The following is a 15700-nucleotide window of genomic DNA, read 5'->3' as shown; positions in this document are numbered from 1 at the left end:
CAGTCAGCTCCTCAGGCGATCTGCGCGGCGGCTTCGTATTCGGCCGGCTTGGAGGCCTGCACGGTGCGCCAGGTGTTGTAGGCCATCAGCAACATGCCGGTGAAGAAGATCGCACCACCGATCATGCGCACGACAAAGCCCGGATGGCTGGCTTCAAGCGCTTCGACGAAGGAGTAGGTGAGCGTGCCGTCTTCGTTGATCGCACGCCACATCAGGCCCTGCGCGATACCGTTGACCCACATCGAAGCGATGTAGAGCACGGTGCCGATAGTCGCCAGCCAGAAGTGCGCGTTGATCAGGCCGATGCTGTGCATCTGAGCGCGACCGAACACTTTTGGAATCAGGTGATACAGCGCACCGATGGAGACCATGGCGACCCAGCCGAGCGCACCGGCATGAACGTGGCCGATGGTCCAGTCGGTGTAGTGGGACAGAGCGTTGACGGTCTTGATGGCCATCATCGGACCTTCGAAGGTCGACATGCCGTAGAACGCCAGCGACACCACCAGGAACCGCAGGATCGGGTCGCTGCGCAGCTTATGCCAGGCGCCGGACAGGGTCATCATGCCGTTGATCATGCCGCCCCAGCTCGGTGCCAACAGAATCAGCGACATCACCATGCCCAGCGACTGCGCCCAATCAGGCAGCGCGGTGTAGTGCAGGTGGTGTGGGCCGGCCCAAATGTAAACGGTGATCAGTGCCCAGAAGTGGACGATCGACAGGCGATAGGAATACACCGGACGTTCGGCCTGCTTCGGCACGAAGTAATACATGATTCCGAGGAAGCCGGCGGTGAGGAAGAAGCCAACGGCGTTATGGCCGTACCACCACTGCACCATTGCATCGGTCGCACCGGCATACACCGAGTAGGACTTCATCGCCGTGACCGGAATTTCCAGGTTGTTGACGAGGTGCAGGATCGCCACAGTCAGGATAAATGCGCCGAAGAACCAGTTGCCGACGTAGATGTGCTTGACCTTACGCGTGGCCAGGGTGCCGAAGAACACGACCGCGTAGGACACCCAGACGATGGTGATCAGAATGTCGATCGGCCACTCCAGCTCCGCGTATTCCTTGGAGCTGGTGAAACCCAGCGGCAGGGAGATCGCGGCGAGCAGGATGACCAGCTGCCAACCCCAGAAGGTGAACGCAGCCAGTTTCGGTGCGAACAGCGTGGTCTGACAGGTGCGCTGGACCGAGTAGTAGGAGGTCGCGAACAATGCACAGCCGCCGAAGGCGAAGATCACCGCGTTGGTGTGCAATGGGCGTAGACGACCGAAACTGGTCCATGGGAGGTCGAAGTTGAGAAACGGCCAGGCCAATTGTGCTGCGATGAAAACGCCGAGCCCCATCCCGACGATTCCCCACACCACCGTCATGATGGCGAATTGGCGGACCACCTTGTAGTCATAGGCGGTACTGGTTGCTGTGTTCATGTATGGGCTTCCATCCACGGTAATGAGCATGTTTTTTTGTTGCAGTGAGCAGAGATTTCTTTCAATAGAAAGCGGGGGCAAGGATGGGCACTGGGCAAATGGCCGGTATTGACGCCGGTCAATACTCACAGAGCGACGAAATTCCATTCGTCCGGCGTGATCAACCGGAAGGGGAGGTTTGTGCCAGCTTGATTCTGGCGCATGGAGCGGGCGCTCCGATGGACAGTCCTTTCATGGAGCAGATGACTGAACGGCTGGTCGCGCGGGGCGTCGCGGTCTATCGCTTCGAGTTCGCTTATATGGCTGAGCGACGTCAGAGCGGGCGCAAGCGGCCGCCCAATCCTCAGGCGCAGCTGCTGCAGCAATGGCGTGCAGTTTATCGAGCGGTGCGACAGCAGGCCGCAGGGCTGCTGGTCATCGGTGGCAAGTCGATGGGTGGTCGGATGGCGAGCTTGCTGGCCGATGAACTCGCGGCTGATGCGCTGGTATGCCTGGGCTATCCGTTCTATGCCGTGGGCAAGCCGGAAAAGCCGCGCGTGGCGCACCTGGCGGACCTCAAAACGCCCACATTGATCATTCAGGGTGAACGCGACGCCCTGGGCAGCCGCAGTACAGTGGCCGGCTACGCCCTATCGCCGGCGGTTCGCCTTGATTGGCTAGCTGAGGCGGACCACGATCTCAAGCCGCTTAAGCGGTCTGGAATCACGCACGGACAACACCTGGACAGTGCCGCCGATGCCGTTGCGGCATTCCTTGGTTGTACTCTTCGGTAAACACCAAATGCCCGCTACAGCAACGCTGTAAGCGGGCACCGATGATGCGCGCCGGCGCTCGCTTCAGCTACCGGTTGAACCGTTCCACCAGGCTGTATTGTGACTGCGCAGTGGCCGCGAGGTCTTCTGACAGCAGCGCCGAGCTCTGGGCGTCGCCTGAGGTCTGATCGGCGAGCCGGGCGATGTTGCCAACGTTCTGGCTGATCTCGTCAGCCACTGCGCTTTGCTGTTCGGTAGCGGAGGCGATCTGTGTGGTCATGTCGATGATGCGACCCACCGCCTCGCTGATGCCGACCAGCGCTTTGTCGGCGTCGATAACCCGCTTGACCCCTTGGTTAGCCTGGCTGCGCCCTTGCTCTGTCGTCTCGACTGCCTGGCGTGCCTGGTGTTGCAGTTTTTCGATCAACTGATGGATCTGTCCGGTGGCCGCTGCGGTACGTTGGGCCAGTTGACGTACTTCATCCGCCACCACAGCAAAGCCACGGCCGCTTTCACCGGCCCGTGCCGCTTCGATGGCTGCGTTCAGTGCGAGCAGGTTGGTCTGGTCGGCGATGCTCTTGATCACGTCGACCACGGTGCCGATCTCGTTGCTGTTCTGTGCCAGTGCGGAAACGGCATCACCGGTTTCGGTGACTGCCGCGGCTAATAGCTCGATGGCCTTGCGGGTATCCGAGCCAATCTTCTGGCCATGCGCAGTGAGCTGATTGGCCTGCTCAGTTGCGTCTGCTGCCAGCGCCACATTGCTGGCGACTTCTTGTGTGGTAGCCGCCATCTGGGTAATCGCCGCAGCGACCTGTTCGGTCTCGTGATGCTGGCGTGACAGCCCTTCGGAGCAATTGTGGGCAAGTTGTTCTGCGCGCTTGGCCTGCTGTTGCAGTTGTACGGCGCTGTCTTGCAGGCGGGTCAGACAGGTCTTCAGGCGTGCATGCTCGCTGAGCAGGGCCATCTCCAGCCGTGCTTCGTCACCCTGGCTGTCGGTGTACATCTGCGCAATCAGCGGATCGCTGTTCGACTGTTCGGCCAGACGCAACAGCCGCCGTATCCCGCGCATCTGCCAATGACGGCCGGCCAGACCGAGTGGAATCGATAGCAAAGCAGCAAGCGCGAAACCCCAGCCATGATCGTGCCAGGCGCCGATCATGAAACTGATCTGGCTGATGACGATAAACGGCAACCAATTAACTACGATGGGCAGCCACCTGTCGCGCTGCGGAACGCCACTTTTCCCTGCGTTGAGTCGTGCATAGAGCGCTTCGGCACGCCCGACTTGTTCGCGCGTTGGCTTGGTGCGGACCGACTCATACCCGATGACCTTGCGCTGAACATCCAGCACCGGCGTGACATAAGCGTTGACCCAGTAGTGGTCACCATTATTTCGCCGATTCTTGACGATCCCCATCCAAGGCTTGCCATCCTTGAGCGTGGTCCACATATGAGCGAAAACCGCCGAAGGGACGTCAGGATGGCGAATCAGGTTGTGCGGCGCGCCGATCAGATCGCCACGTTCAAAACCGCTGACTTCCGCAAAGATATCGTTGCAGTAGGTAATGGTGCCGGTGAGATCGGTGGTTGAGATCAACCGTTGCTGATCGGGAAATGCATACTCGCGCTGGGTGACGGGCTGGTTGTTTCGCATGAGGGGTACGCCTGGCAGTCGAGTGGCCGTAGCCACATGTATCGTCCTGGTCCGGCCGTTTGATCGGCATCTTCAGCGTGATGTCAATTTGACGTCAAATCTGTGACCAGTGTGCTGAGCATCGTAACGGCTGATTTACCAAGGACTTAAGTGTCAACCCGACAATCGGATGAAATAAAAAACCCGCTACAGGCTCTGCAGCGGGTTTGGTGTGGCGCGGTAGCGGCTCGCCGATCAACCTTCGATCAATTGGCGAAGCACAAAGTGCAGAATGCCGCCGGCCTTGAAGTACTCCACTTCATTGAGCGTGTCGATACGGCACAGGACCTGGAAGCTGTCGCGTGCACCGTCGGCGCGCTCGATGTCGACCGTCAGCAGTTCGCGGGGCTTGATGTCGGCGCTCAGACCTCTGATCGATAGTTTTTCGTTACCGGTCAGACCCAGCGATTGCCGAGTCTGGTCACCTACGAACTGCAACGCCAATACACCCATGCCGATCAGGTTCGACCGATGGATACGCTCGAAGCTTTCAGCAATAACGGCTTTCACGCCTAGCAGGTTGGTGCCTTTGGCGGCCCAGTCGCGGCTGGAACCGGTGCCGTACTCCTTGCCGGCAATGACCACCAACGGCACGCCTTCAGCCTGGTAGCGCATGGCGGCGTCATAAATCGACATGCGATCCCCGTTTGGCTGGTACAGCGTGTTTCCGCCTTCCTCGCCGCCGAGCATCTCGTTCTTGATGCGGATGTTTGCGAACGTACCGCGCATCATCACTTCATGGTTACCGCGGCGGGAACCATAGGAGTTGAAGTCCTCCGGTTGCACGCCCAGCTCCTGAAGATAAACACCGGCCGGAGAGCTGGCCTTGATATTGCCTGCCGGGGAAATGTGGTCAGTGGTGATGGAGTCGCCGAACAGGGCCAAAATCCGCGCATTCTCGACGTCCGCGGGCGGCGTCAGGGGTTGCCCAATATCTTCGAAGAACGGCGGGTTCTGCACATAGCTGGAGTTGTTGTTCCATGTGTAGGTGTCGCCTTCGGTGAACTCGATGGACTGCCAGTGCTCGTCGCCGCTGAACACATCGGCGTAGCGCGTGCGGAACATCTGTCCGTCGATCTTGCTGACCGCTTCGTCCACCTCCGCGCTGGTCGGCCAGATGTCCTTGAGATAGACCGGCTGGTTCTGTTTGTCGTGGCCGATCGGATCCTTGTCCATGTTGATCCGCGTGGTGCCGGCCAAGGCGAAAGCCACTACCAGTGGCGGCGAAGCCAGCCAATTGGCTTTGACCAGCGGATGCACCCGGCCTTCGAAGTTGCGGTTGCCGGACAACACCGAAGACACCACCAGATCGTTGTCGGTGATGGCCTGGCCAATGGCGTCAGGCAGTGGGCCGGAGTTGCCAATGCAAGTGGTGCAACCATAGCCGACCAAATTGAAGCCCAGCTGGTCGAGGTAGGTGGTCAACCCAGCGCGTTCAAGGTAATCGGTGACTACCTTGGAGCCGGGGGCGAGCGAGGACTTCACCCATGGCGCTCGCTGCAAGCCACGTTCCAGCGCCTTCTTGGCCACCAGGCCTGCGGCCATCAGCACGTTCGGGTTGGAGGTGTTGGTGCAAGAGGTGATGGCTGCAATGACCACAGCGCCATGCTTGAGGCCGTATTCTTCGCCGGTAACCGGGAACGATGAGTCGATCTGTTGCGTCTTGCCGCTGGTTTCCAGGAGCAGATCGAAATTTGCACCGATATCGCCTAGCGTTACCCTGTCCTGCGGACGCTTCGGGCCGGCCAGCGATGGTTTGACTTCGGCCAGATCCAGCTCCAACGTGGCGGTAAACACCGGGTCCGGCGAGTTGGTGTCGCGCCACATGCCCTGAGCCTTGCTATAAGCCTCGACCAGCGCAATGCGGTCTTCGTCACGACCGGTCAGACGCAGGTAATCGATGGTGATCTGGTCCACGGGAAAGAAGCCGCAGGTCGCACCATATTCCGGCGCCATGTTGCCAATTGTCGCGCGGTCGGCGAGGGGGAGGTGATCCAGACCGGGACCGAAGAACTCGACGAACTTGCCCACTACGCCGTGCTTACGCAGGATCTGCGTCACGGTCAGCACGAGATCGGTGGCCGTCACGCCTTCGTTGAGCTTACCGGTCAGGCGCATGCCGATCACTTCCGGGATCAGCATCGAGACCGGCTGGCCGAGCATCGCCGCTTCCGCCTCGATGCCGCCCACGCCCCAGCCCAGGACGCCAAGGCCGTTAATCATGGTGGTGTGTGAGTCGGTGCCCACCAGCGTGTCAGGGTAGGCGATGGTTTCGCCGTTCTCTTCCTTGGTCCAGACGACTTGGCCTAGATACTCCAAATTCACCTGGTGACAGATGCCGGTGCCCGGCGGTACCACGCGGAAATTGTCGAAGGCCTGTTGGCCCCAGCGCAGGAACTCGTAACGTTCACCGTTGCGCTGCATCTCGATATCGACGTTCTGCTCGAACGCCTTGTCGGTACCGAAGCGGTCGACCATCACCGAGTGGTCGATTACCAGATCCACCGGCGACAACGGGTTGATCCGCTGTGGGTCGGCACCGGCACGGGAAACCGCATCTCGCATGGCAGTCAGATCGACCACGGCGGGCACGCCGGTAAAGTCCTGCATCAATACACGTGCCGGGCGGTACTGGATCTCTCGTTCGGAGGTATGCGTCTTAAGCCACACCGCCAGCGAGTTGAAGTCATCGGCGCGAACCGTCACGTCATCTTCCCAGCGCAGCAGGTTTTCCAGCAGCACCTTGAGCGAGGTCGGCAAACGGCTGATATCGCCGAGCTGCTTCGCCGCTTCGGGGAGGCTGTAGTAGTGGTAGGTTTTGCCGTTAACGTCGAGGCTGCGACGGCAATTCAGGCTGTCCAGGGATGGCATTGGTCTCTCCTTGTGCCCGCACGGCCGGGCTGATTGAGTCGGGAGCGTTCTTTAGAACCTAGCCCCTGGCGAAAGGGTTCGCCACGAAACTGGCCGCCAATAGAAATGGCGAAAAGTGCAAGAGTCGGGCCGCGACAGCGTGTTCGCAGCGGCCTAAAGGCGCTGCTTGCCGGGGCGCAAACGACTCCTGCAACTGTTCACTGGACCGAACCAGCAAGCCCGTGGTTCCCCACTCGGCTATCATGTGCGGCTTTTGTCGTAGGGGGTGCTGGCGCCGATGCGCTTTGCGCCGCTTATAGGGTTCGTATCATGAATACATTGCTGCTGCATTGCCGCCCCGGTTTCGAGAACGAGGTGTGCGCCGAAATCAGCGACCAGGCCGCTCGCCTCGGTGTGGCCGGCTACGCCAAGGCCAAAGCCGACAGTGCCTGTGCCGAGTTCATTTGCCCCGACGCGGCAGGACCAGAGCGCATGATGCGTGGTGCGCGGTTCGCTCGGCTGATATTTCCCCGGCAGTGGGCGCGCGGCGAATGGCTGGCGCTGCCGGAAACCGACCGGATCGGTGTGTTGCTCGAACGCCTCAAATCAATGCCGGTGTGCAGCAGCCTGTGGCTGGAAGTGGTGGACACCAATGATGGCAAGGAGCTTTCCAACTTCTGCCGAAAATTCGAGGGCCCGTTGCGCAAGGCGCTGGAAAAGGCTGGCAGATTGAAGGAGGGCGGTCAGGGGCCGCGCCTGTTGCTTACGTTCAAGAGTGGTCGTGAGGTCTTTGTTGGCCTGGCCGAGGCGGACAACAGCGCTATGTGGCCGATGGGTATCCCTCGGCTGAAATTCCCCCGCCAGGCGCCGAGTCGTTCGACTTTGAAACTCGAGGAGGCGTGGCACCATTTTATTCCTCGCGATCAGTGGGATGAGCGCTTGGCCCCAGGCATGACAGCCGTTGACCTCGGCGCCTCCCCGGGCGGCTGGACTTGGCAGCTGGTCAACCGGGAAATCGAGGTAATGGCGGTGGACAACGGGCCAATGAACGAAGAGCTCCTCGAGTCCGGTCTGGTCGGGCATTACCGGGCGGATGGCTTTGCCTTCCGCCCCAAGCGCCCTGTGAATTGGATGGTTTGCGACATCGTCGAGAAGCCCGCAAAGAATGCCGCGTTGCTCGAAACCTGGATCGGCGAAGGCTTGTGCCGTGAGGCTGTGGTCAACCTGAAGCTTCCAATGAAACAGCGCTACGCCGAGGTGAAGCGGCTCTTGGAACGCATCGCCGACGGGCTTGCCGAACGAGGAGTGAAGGCGAGCATCGGCTGCAAGCAGCTATACCATGATCGCGAGGAAGTGACTTGCCATCTGCGTCGGTTGTAAACCCTGCCGCCTGCTTCTGGCGTGACAATACCGTCCTGTTTTCTGGAGCCTTTGATGTCTCGAACTACCGAACTGTCCGCTGATGCGCTGCTCGATGCCAGCGGCCTCAGCTGCCCTGAGCCGGTCATGATGCTGCACAACAAGGTGCGCGATCTGCCTGCGGGCGACGTCTTGAAAGTCATTGCGACCGATCCATCGACCCAGCGCGATATTCCCAAGTTTTGCGTGTTTCTGGGCCACGAGCTGGTTGACCAGCAGGCTAACGACGGCACTTATCTGTACTGGATCCGCAAGAAGCTCGACTGAACGCCTCGCAATATACGAGCGCCTCGTTCAGACGCAGGGAGGCAGAAACACCAGCTGCATGCCGACGAAGACCGTCGCCAACGCCGCGATGAAGTGAATCCCGGACGACACCTTGAGCACGAAAACCTGCCGATCATTGAGATCGTTGGGTTCGTGTGCCAGCTTCCAGGTCCGGCGCCCTAGCCACAGCAGCAGCACAATCACCAGCACTGTGAAAAGGCCGAAGCTTGCATTCAGCCAGTTGAATACTCCCTGGCTGGGGTCCGGTGGTGCGATGCCGCAGACCACCGCGTGCGATGCGTACATGGCGGCAAACCAGAGGCTCCAGATGGTCAGCCCAAACGGAATCTGAATGGGATGAAAGACGGACGTGCGGTTGTACTTCATCAGGCACCTCCCCACGCATTCGGGAACAGGACAATCGCGGCGTACGCGCTCCATATCACGCCGAGGTTGTAGTACCAGAGCTGCTCGACGACCACCACTTCATAGGGCGCTTTGTCGCCGACGTAGCCGTACATCACCCGCAGGGTCTGCAGCAGCGTGAGAATCGTCGCCAGCCCGCAATGAATCAGGCCGTAGGCCAGAATCACGAAGACCACCGCGTCGTGCGCCGTCTCAGTCACCTTCAGGTTCGCCGTCAGCAGCAGCCACAGCAACATTGCCCACTGCACGGCGCCTATCGCCGTAATGGCGCCGAGGTTGAGCATCAACTGCCCGCCGCTTCCCCGGCGCAACCGGCCGGGCACGAGTCGCATCCACATCGTCCCGATCGTCAGCAGCACGGCACTTGCGAGCATCAGCCAGCCGTTCAGGTCGGAATGCTCCGGTACCATCCATTCGGGTGAGACTGTCCACAGGTAGAACCAGCCGAACAGCAACGACAAGTAAAGGGTGCCATTGGCCAGTAGGGTGACGCCCATTCCCCAAAGGCCGGGTCCGTCAAAGGTCCGCGAATGCAGCGGTGGCTCGCCAGGTTGCGTTTGCGCATCGGGCGCGGCGGCGGGGTGCGCACCGTTCTCCCAGGACCAGCGGAACAGCACGATCAACGTGGCGACCGTAGCGATCAGCGCGACCCAGTAGAACTTGTTCAGCAGGCTCAGGCAGAGCACCGCCAGAAACACCGAAGCCACGAACGGCCACCAACTGTTGCCGGGCAGATGAATGACTTCGCGGACTTTGCCGCTCAGCGGATCCGAGCCCCAGGTTTCACGACGGCCATGGTCGATAGCCTTCAAGGAATGCTCGGCCCGGGCGATGCTGTGGGGCAGGTCAGGGTCATTCCATAGCGGATGACGGTCGGTGATGTCTGGCAAGCTGACGAAGTTGTACGGGCTTGGCGGCAGGGACGTGGCCCACTCCAGAGTGTCGGCATTCCAGGGGTTGGTTTTTGCCGGTTGACCGAAGCGGAAGTGCAGCACGATATCCAGCAAAATGGTGCCGATGCCGATGGCCATGATGAAGCTGCCGATCGAGGAAATCAGGTTGGGCAGGTCCCACCCCAGACCGGTGTCGTAGGTGTAGACCCGTCGCGGCATGCCGATCAGGCCAGTCCAGTGCATGATCAGGAACGTGGTGTTGAAGCCGATAAACACCAGCCAGAAGCCCCAACGGCCCAGGCGCACGGAGGGCATACGGCCGGAGAAATGCGGCAGCCAGTAGTAGAGTCCGGCCATCAACGGAAAGAACATCCCGCCCACCAGCACGTAATGCATGTGCGCGACGATGAAGTGGGTGTCATGCACCTGCCAGTCGAAGGGCACCAGCGCCACCATCACCCCGGTCAGGCCGCCACAGACGAACACGATCAGGAAGCCGACCAGCCAGAGCATGGGCACGTGATACACCGGTTTTCCCAGCCATAACGTCGCGATCCAGGCAAAGATCTGCACACCAGTGGGTATTGCCACGAGCATGCTCGCCGCGGAGAAGAACCCCAGCGCCAATGCCGGAATGCCGACGGTGAACATGTGATGCACCCACAACCCGAAACTCAGGAACCCGGTGGTCAGTACACCGAGCACCACCCAGCGATACCCCACAAGTGGTCGCTGACAAAACACCGGTAGCAGGGTCGAGACGATGCCGGCCCCGGGCAAGAAGATGATGTACACCTCCGGATGGCCGAACAGCCAGAAGAGGTGCTGCCAGAGCACCGGGTCGCCGCCTTTGGACGCATCGAAAAAGGGCAGGCCGGCTGCACGTTCCAGCTCCAGCAGAATGCTGCCCAGGATCAGGGGCGGGAAGCCGAACACGATCATCAACGCCATGACCAGGATGTACCAGGCGTACAGCGGCATCTTGTGCAGCGCCATGCCATTGGTGCGCGTGCGCAGGATCGAGACCACCAGCTCGACGCCGGCACTGACCGCAGAGATCTCCACGAAGGTGATGCCGAGCAGCCAGAAGTCCGAGTTGACGCCCGGCATGTGTGCCGAACTCGACAGCGGCGTATACATGAACCAGCCTGCTTTCGGCGCGACGCCGAGAAACACGCTGGACAACAGGATGATGCCGCCGAACAGGTAGCAGAAGTAGCCGAGTGACGAAAGGCGCGGAAAGATCAGGTCTCGTGCGCCGATCATCTTCGGGATCAGGTAGACCGCCAGGCCCTCCATCATTGGCACGGCGAAGAGGAACATCATCACCGAGCCGTGCATGGTGAAGACCTGGTTGTAAACCTCCGGCTCCATCAGCACATAACCGGGCAGGGCCAGTTGTGTGCGGATGAGCATGGCCATCAGCCCGCCAATCAAAAAGAACACGGCGCCGGTGACCAGAAAACGCAGGCCAATCGTGGTGTGGTTGACAATGGTCAGCGCGCGCCAGCCGCGTGGATTACCCCAGACTTCGTTGAACTGGTCGTGCAGTTGATCCGGATCCGTGCTGGGTTTGCTGCTTTGGTCGAGTTGAGTCATGGAGCGAGCGTCTCCAGCCAGTCGGCAATCTGATCGAGGGTTTGCGGCGGAACGTCGTCATGCGCGGGCATACCGTTGCCGAATTTGAGCGTCTTGTGTTCACGGAGCCACTGACGCAATCCGTCATGGTCGTTGTCGATCACGCCCGCGCCGAGGCTTGGCCGTGTGGCAATGTCTGAGAGGTCCGGTGCGCGACTGCCGTTGCTGATCCCCGCGACACGGTGGCACTGACCGCAGCGCTCATCGAATACCTGGCCGGCTTCGCCCGGTGCGCGCTGGGTAAAGCTGAGGTTCTCCCGCGCTGCGATCCAGTTGTCGAAACCTGCATCGTCCAGCGCTTCGACATGCAGCTTCATATGCGCGTGTTGCAAACCGCAGAATTCCGAACACTGACCGTGGAAGACGCCGGTATGACCTGCCTGCAGGCGAATGACGTTGGTACGTCCTGGGATCATGTCCATTTTGCCGCCGAGTCGCGGAATCCAGAACGAATGGATGACGTCGGCACTGGTGACGTTTACGTCTATCAGCCGTCCCGCCGGGATGATCAGCTGGTTCGCGGTGGTGACGCCGCTGTCCGGGTAGTGCACCTCCCACCACCATTGGTGACCGGTGACTTCAATCTTCAACGGCTGCTGACCCTCGACCGGCAACGGCATCATGCTGCGCCCGGTGGGGATGCCGAAGATCAGCAGAACAACGATGCTCAGGCTCGGCAGCACGATACCGCCACCAATGACCCAGCGTCGGTTGATCCTCACTGCCTGTTCTTTGCTGGTCTCCCGCGGCTTGCGTGCCAGTGCATAGATCCAGATGGCGCTGACCGCGACCAGCACCAGCGTGGCGAAGGCAAACATGCCCCACCAGACATGAGCGATCTGGCGTGCCATATGACTGGCTGGGTTGAGCGATGACAGCGGACCGCCGCAGGCAGTCAATAAAGGAACTGACAGCGCCAGCGTGGTCCATTTCAAGAGGTTGCCGGCTCGTCTGGCTCGGCTACCTACTCCCGAAAAATGCTGCCGGAGCGTCGAATGGCCCGATACAGAGACTCCATCCACAGCCGCGCTGCGATAGCCGGCCACCCGCTGCACCCGATGCTGATCCACTTTCCAGTTGCCGCACTGACCGGCTTGCTGCCGGTTGATCTCGCCCACCTCTGGACCCTTGACGATTTCTGGTGGCGTGCCGGCTTGTGGCTGTCCGGTGTGGGTGCACTGGGTGGCTGGGTCGCCAGCATTTTTGGTTTGATCGATCTGGTGACCGTGCGTGAGATCCGTCAGAAGATCACGGCGTGGTGTCATGCGATCCTCGCCGTGATGATGTTGTCGCTGGCTTCGCTGAATTGGCTGCTGCGTTACCAGAACGATGCCCAAAGCATGCAGCTCTGGGCGCTGTACCTGTCGGCGATCACTGCCGTGCTGATTTCCCTCGCGGCGTATCTCGGCGGCCGGCTGGTCTACGAGCATGCTGTCGGGGTCGATCTGGATAAGGTCTGATCCAGAATAAGACGGGGCTTGGGATCGTTCGGTCATGGGCATCTTCGAGTTGATCGAGCGGTTCGGGGCATGGTCTAAAAAGGCTTCGCCAGCACTAGCCAAAGCGTCGCGGTGATAAACGTTGCGGCGACTACGCCGAGAAAACGACAACGAATGCTGACGCTCTGCTCAGGCGCGCGCTCAACATGCAGCACCAATACGCCGCACAAGGCGTGGCAGAGCACCATCCCGGCCACGGTGCTGAGTTTGACGATCAGCCAGCCGGCGACCAGGCCCTGGCTCAGAAACAGGGCCGTACCCGAGCCGATGGCGACCAGGGCGGCCGGCGTTCCGATCAGGTTGAACACCATGCGCGTCAGATGGGCATGGTCACGGTAGAAGAGTGGGTCACTGCGTCGAGTGCCCGCGGCGATTAGCGCCGGCAGGTAGAGCAGGGTGCCGCACCAGCAGAGCAAGCCCGCGAAGTGCACCAGTTTGAGCAAGGGCATGCATGTCTCCGTCCAGCCCGCGGCAAGTCAGTGGTTGTGACAACCTCGTGCCGGAGCGGTTCGGAGCATGTGGGGGATAGCGTGTCGATGAGACACAGGGCCAGCCGACATATAGCGATTCAGTCGCTCTGCCGCTCCAAGGAGCCCTGGCTACGGTCGCTGTCAGGATCATTGCGTTTGAACAATTGGGTGCCACAGCGGCTGCAGAAAGCCGCGTTTGCTTCGTGGCTCAGCTTTTCACATGTTGGGCAGCGCTGCTGAAGGCTATCTGAACGCATGGCCGTCGCCAGTTCGGCAGTGAAGATACCGGTGGGCACCGCGATGATCGAATAACCCGTGATCATCACCAGACTGGCGACCGCTTTGCCCAGCGGAGTTTGCGGCACGATGTCGCCGAACCCAACGGTCGTAATGGTCACGATTGCCCAGTAAATACTGATCGGAATGCTGGTAAAGCCCCTAGATGGCCCTTCGATTACGTACATCAGGGTGCCGAACACCAGCACCATGGTGCTGACGCTGAGTAGAAAGACGATGATCTTCTGCTTGCTGCCGCGCAGCGCGACCATTAAGAAATTTGCCTGGCTCAGGTACTGCGTCAGCTTGAGCACGCGAAAGACGCGCAACATGCGGATGGCGCGAACCACCAACAGGTATTCGGCGTCGGGGAATAGCAACGCAATGAACGCAGGGACCACCGAAAGCAAATCGATTGCGCCATAAAAGCTGAAAATGTATTTGCGCGGCTCCGGATGGCAATAGATCCGGACCAGATACTCAATGAGGAAAACGCCGGTGAACAGCCATTCAAGACTGTCCAACAGGCCACCGTAGCGGTCGCTGTAGAGTGCAACGCTGTCCAACATCACCACGACCAGACTGGCGAAAATGACCACCAGCAGCCAAGTGTCGAAGCGCTTTCCAGCAGGCGTATTAGTAAAGAAGATGATGATATAAAGGCGTTCTCGCCAGTTCATCGATCGGAGGGCGTCGTTGTCCATGTGCGGCTCCCGGCAAAACTCGAGCGCGAAGTATCCCCGAGTTCGATCGACGCGCAAAAGGATGGTTGCACTGGACCCTGTTTGCACCCTGATCAAGGTGTTCCGGCAAGCGGCTTGCCAGGTGAGTGAATTGTTCCCGCTTGTCTCGGGTCAACCGTTCAGCCCGGAGACTTTGCTCCCTCTGGCGTTCGGTAATAGTCTTAGCCTCGCGCAGCAAGCCGCTGGAGAGCGAAATGCCAGATTCGAAGTTGGTCGACCCATTCGGCCGACGCATCACCTACCTCAGATTATCAGTCACCGACCGGTGCGATTTTCGTTGCACCTACTGCATGAGCGAGGACATGGTCTTCGCACCGCGCGCTCAGATCCTCACGCTGGAAGAGCTCTATGCGGTGGCTGATGCGTTTATCAGCCTGGGCGTCAAGCGTATCCGTGTGACTGGTGGCGAGCCGCTGGTGCGCAAGGGATTACCGAGCTTGCTGAGTCGTCTGGGTGCCCGTGAAGAGCTGGAAGATTTGTCGATCACGACCAACGGCTCGCAACTGACGACCCTCGCGCCCGTGCTTCGTGATGCTGGCGTCAAGCGTCTGAATATCAGTCTGGACTCGCTCAAGCGTGAACGTTTCGCTGAACTCACGCGCCGCGACATGCTTGCGCAGGTGGTCGCAGGCATTGATGCTGCTCGCAATGCCGGATTCGACCGAATCAAGCTCAACAGCGTGATCCAAAAAGGCCGTAACGACGATGAAGTCCTGGATCTGGTGAATTTCGCCGTCGAGCGCGGGCTGGATATCAGTTTTATCGAGGAAATGCCGCTGGGCAACGTCTCCAGCCATGAGCGCGAGATTACTTTCTGCTCCAGCGAGGAGGTGCGCGAGCGTATCGAAGCCGGCCACCAGCTGGTACGAAGCAGCCACACCACCGGAGGCCCGTCACGCTATTGGCAAGTCGCCGGAAGCGATACCCAGGTGGGCTTCATTTCGCCTCATAGCAACAATTTTTGTGGCAGTTGCAACCGGGTACGCGTCACCGCCGAAGGCAAACTGGTGCTTTGCCTCGGTCACGAAGGCGCGCTGGATCTCAAGACGTTGATGCGTCGCCACCCGGGCGACAGTGAGCGGCTGCGCCAGGCGCTGGTCAATGCGCTGCAGCTCAAACCCGAAAAACATGAATTCCGCACCGACGAGCAGGTCCAGGTCGTGCGCTTCATGAGCATGACGGGCGGTTGAGGCAGCCGGCATCGCAGACCGACAGTAGGGTGGGCTTGATGCCCGGACCACTCGTAGATACCGTCTTCCCCATTAGCGCGCAAGGGCCAGTTGAGGGTCGAAACGCTGGCCCGATTTAAGTACCCCATAGGCGATGTGCAGCAGC

The 15700-nt window shown here is 60.1% G+C and carries 13 protein-coding genes and 1 pseudogene; 5 read left to right on the top strand and 9 right to left on the bottom strand.

Annotated features, from left to right (window positions below):
- Positions 1–11: 11 nt before the first annotated feature.
- Positions 12–1436, bottom strand: coding sequence for a cytochrome-c oxidase, cbb3-type subunit I (ccoN, locus tag ACIGHL_RS21870; RefSeq protein ID WP_064482184.1), 1425 nt, complete (start codon positions 1434–1436; stop codon positions 12–14).
- An 83-nt stretch (positions 1437–1519) separates the two neighbouring features.
- Between ccoN and ACIGHL_RS21865 the strand changes: the two genes are divergently transcribed.
- Positions 1520–2209 carry an alpha/beta family hydrolase gene (locus ACIGHL_RS21865; RefSeq protein ID WP_216706848.1) on the top strand — a complete coding sequence of 230 codons (690 nt, stop codon included), beginning with the start codon at positions 1520–1522 and terminating at the stop codon, positions 2207–2209.
- A gap of 67 nt (positions 2210–2276) precedes the next feature.
- On the opposite strand, the gene ACIGHL_RS21860 is transcribed toward ACIGHL_RS21865, so the two are convergent.
- From ACIGHL_RS21860 to acnA, 3 genes and pseudogenes are all read right to left on the bottom strand, one after another.
- A complete protein-coding gene (locus tag ACIGHL_RS21860; RefSeq protein WP_499142959.1) occupies positions 2277–3350 on the bottom strand; it encodes a methyl-accepting chemotaxis protein in 1074 nt (357 codons plus the stop codon).
- 162 nt (positions 3351–3512) lie between these two features.
- Positions 3513–3845 (bottom strand): annotated as a pseudogene (locus ACIGHL_RS21855) (PAS domain-containing protein); the annotation flags it as partial.
- A gap of 234 nt (positions 3846–4079) precedes the next feature.
- A complete protein-coding gene (gene acnA / locus ACIGHL_RS21850; RefSeq protein WP_216706846.1) occupies positions 4080–6755 on the bottom strand; it encodes an aconitate hydratase AcnA in 2676 nt (891 codons plus the stop codon).
- A gap of 309 nt (positions 6756–7064) precedes the next feature.
- On the opposite strand from acnA, the gene rlmM reads away from it, so the two are divergent.
- Both rlmM and tusA read left to right on the top strand, forming a co-directional pair.
- A complete protein-coding gene (gene rlmM / locus ACIGHL_RS21845; RefSeq protein WP_216706845.1) occupies positions 7065–8114 on the top strand; it encodes a 23S rRNA (cytidine(2498)-2'-O)-methyltransferase RlmM in 1050 nt (349 codons plus the stop codon).
- A 54-nt stretch (positions 8115–8168) separates the two neighbouring features.
- The gene (gene tusA, locus ACIGHL_RS21840; RefSeq protein ID WP_216706844.1) at positions 8169–8420 is read left to right on the top strand and encodes a sulfurtransferase TusA; all 252 of its coding nucleotides are present in this window, start codon (positions 8169–8171) and stop codon (positions 8418–8420) included.
- Between the two features lie 27 nt (positions 8421–8447).
- On the opposite strand, the gene ACIGHL_RS21835 is transcribed toward tusA, so the two are convergent.
- Genes ACIGHL_RS21835 through coxB form a run of 3 tightly spaced genes read right to left on the bottom strand, consistent with a single transcriptional unit; the run spans position 8448 to position 12228 of the window.
- Positions 8448–8807: a hypothetical protein gene (locus ACIGHL_RS21835; RefSeq protein ID WP_216706843.1), complete on the bottom strand. Its 360-nt coding sequence runs from the start codon at positions 8805–8807 to the stop codon at positions 8448–8450.
- Positions 8807–11338 carry a cytochrome c oxidase subunit I gene (gene ctaD / locus ACIGHL_RS21830; RefSeq protein ID WP_216706842.1) on the bottom strand — a complete coding sequence of 844 codons (2532 nt, stop codon included), beginning with the start codon at positions 11336–11338 and terminating at the stop codon, positions 8807–8809. Before ctaD ends, ACIGHL_RS21835 begins: the two co-directional genes overlap by 1 nt.
- On the bottom strand, positions 11335–12228 hold the full coding sequence (gene coxB, locus ACIGHL_RS21825; RefSeq protein ID WP_128121150.1) for a cytochrome c oxidase subunit II: 894 nt from the start codon (positions 12226–12228) through the stop codon (positions 11335–11337). The genes ctaD and coxB overlap by 4 nt, the downstream gene beginning before the upstream one ends.
- 144 nt (positions 12229–12372) lie before the next feature.
- On the opposite strand from coxB, the gene ACIGHL_RS21820 reads away from it, so the two are divergent.
- Positions 12373–12837 (top strand): DUF2231 domain-containing protein, encoded by a 465-nt coding sequence (locus tag ACIGHL_RS21820; RefSeq protein WP_019339276.1) that lies wholly within the window; start codon positions 12373–12375, stop codon positions 12835–12837.
- Positions 12838–12911: 74 nt separating this feature from the next.
- Here ACIGHL_RS21820 and ACIGHL_RS21815 read toward each other — a convergent pair whose 3' ends face one another.
- Positions 12912–13325, bottom strand: coding sequence for a CopD family protein (locus ACIGHL_RS21815; protein WP_046161169.1), 414 nt, complete (start codon positions 13323–13325; stop codon positions 12912–12914).
- 119 nt (positions 13326–13444) lie between these two features.
- Entirely contained in the window at positions 13445–14326 is an 882-nt protein-coding gene (locus tag ACIGHL_RS21810) for an ion transporter (protein WP_128121139.1), read from the bottom strand.
- Between the two features lie 233 nt (positions 14327–14559).
- On the opposite strand from ACIGHL_RS21810, the gene moaA reads away from it, so the two are divergent.
- Positions 14560–15555, top strand: a complete 996-nt coding sequence (gene moaA / locus ACIGHL_RS21805) for a GTP 3',8-cyclase MoaA (protein ID WP_128121140.1) — start codon at positions 14560–14562, stop codon at positions 15553–15555.
- Positions 15556–15700 lie beyond the last annotated feature (145 nt).

The organism is Pseudomonas sp. NPDC077451 (assembly GCF_044543345.1).
GTDB lineage: Bacteria > Pseudomonadota > Gammaproteobacteria > Pseudomonadales > Pseudomonadaceae > Stutzerimonas.
This window is presented reverse-complemented; position numbering and strand designations above follow the sequence as displayed.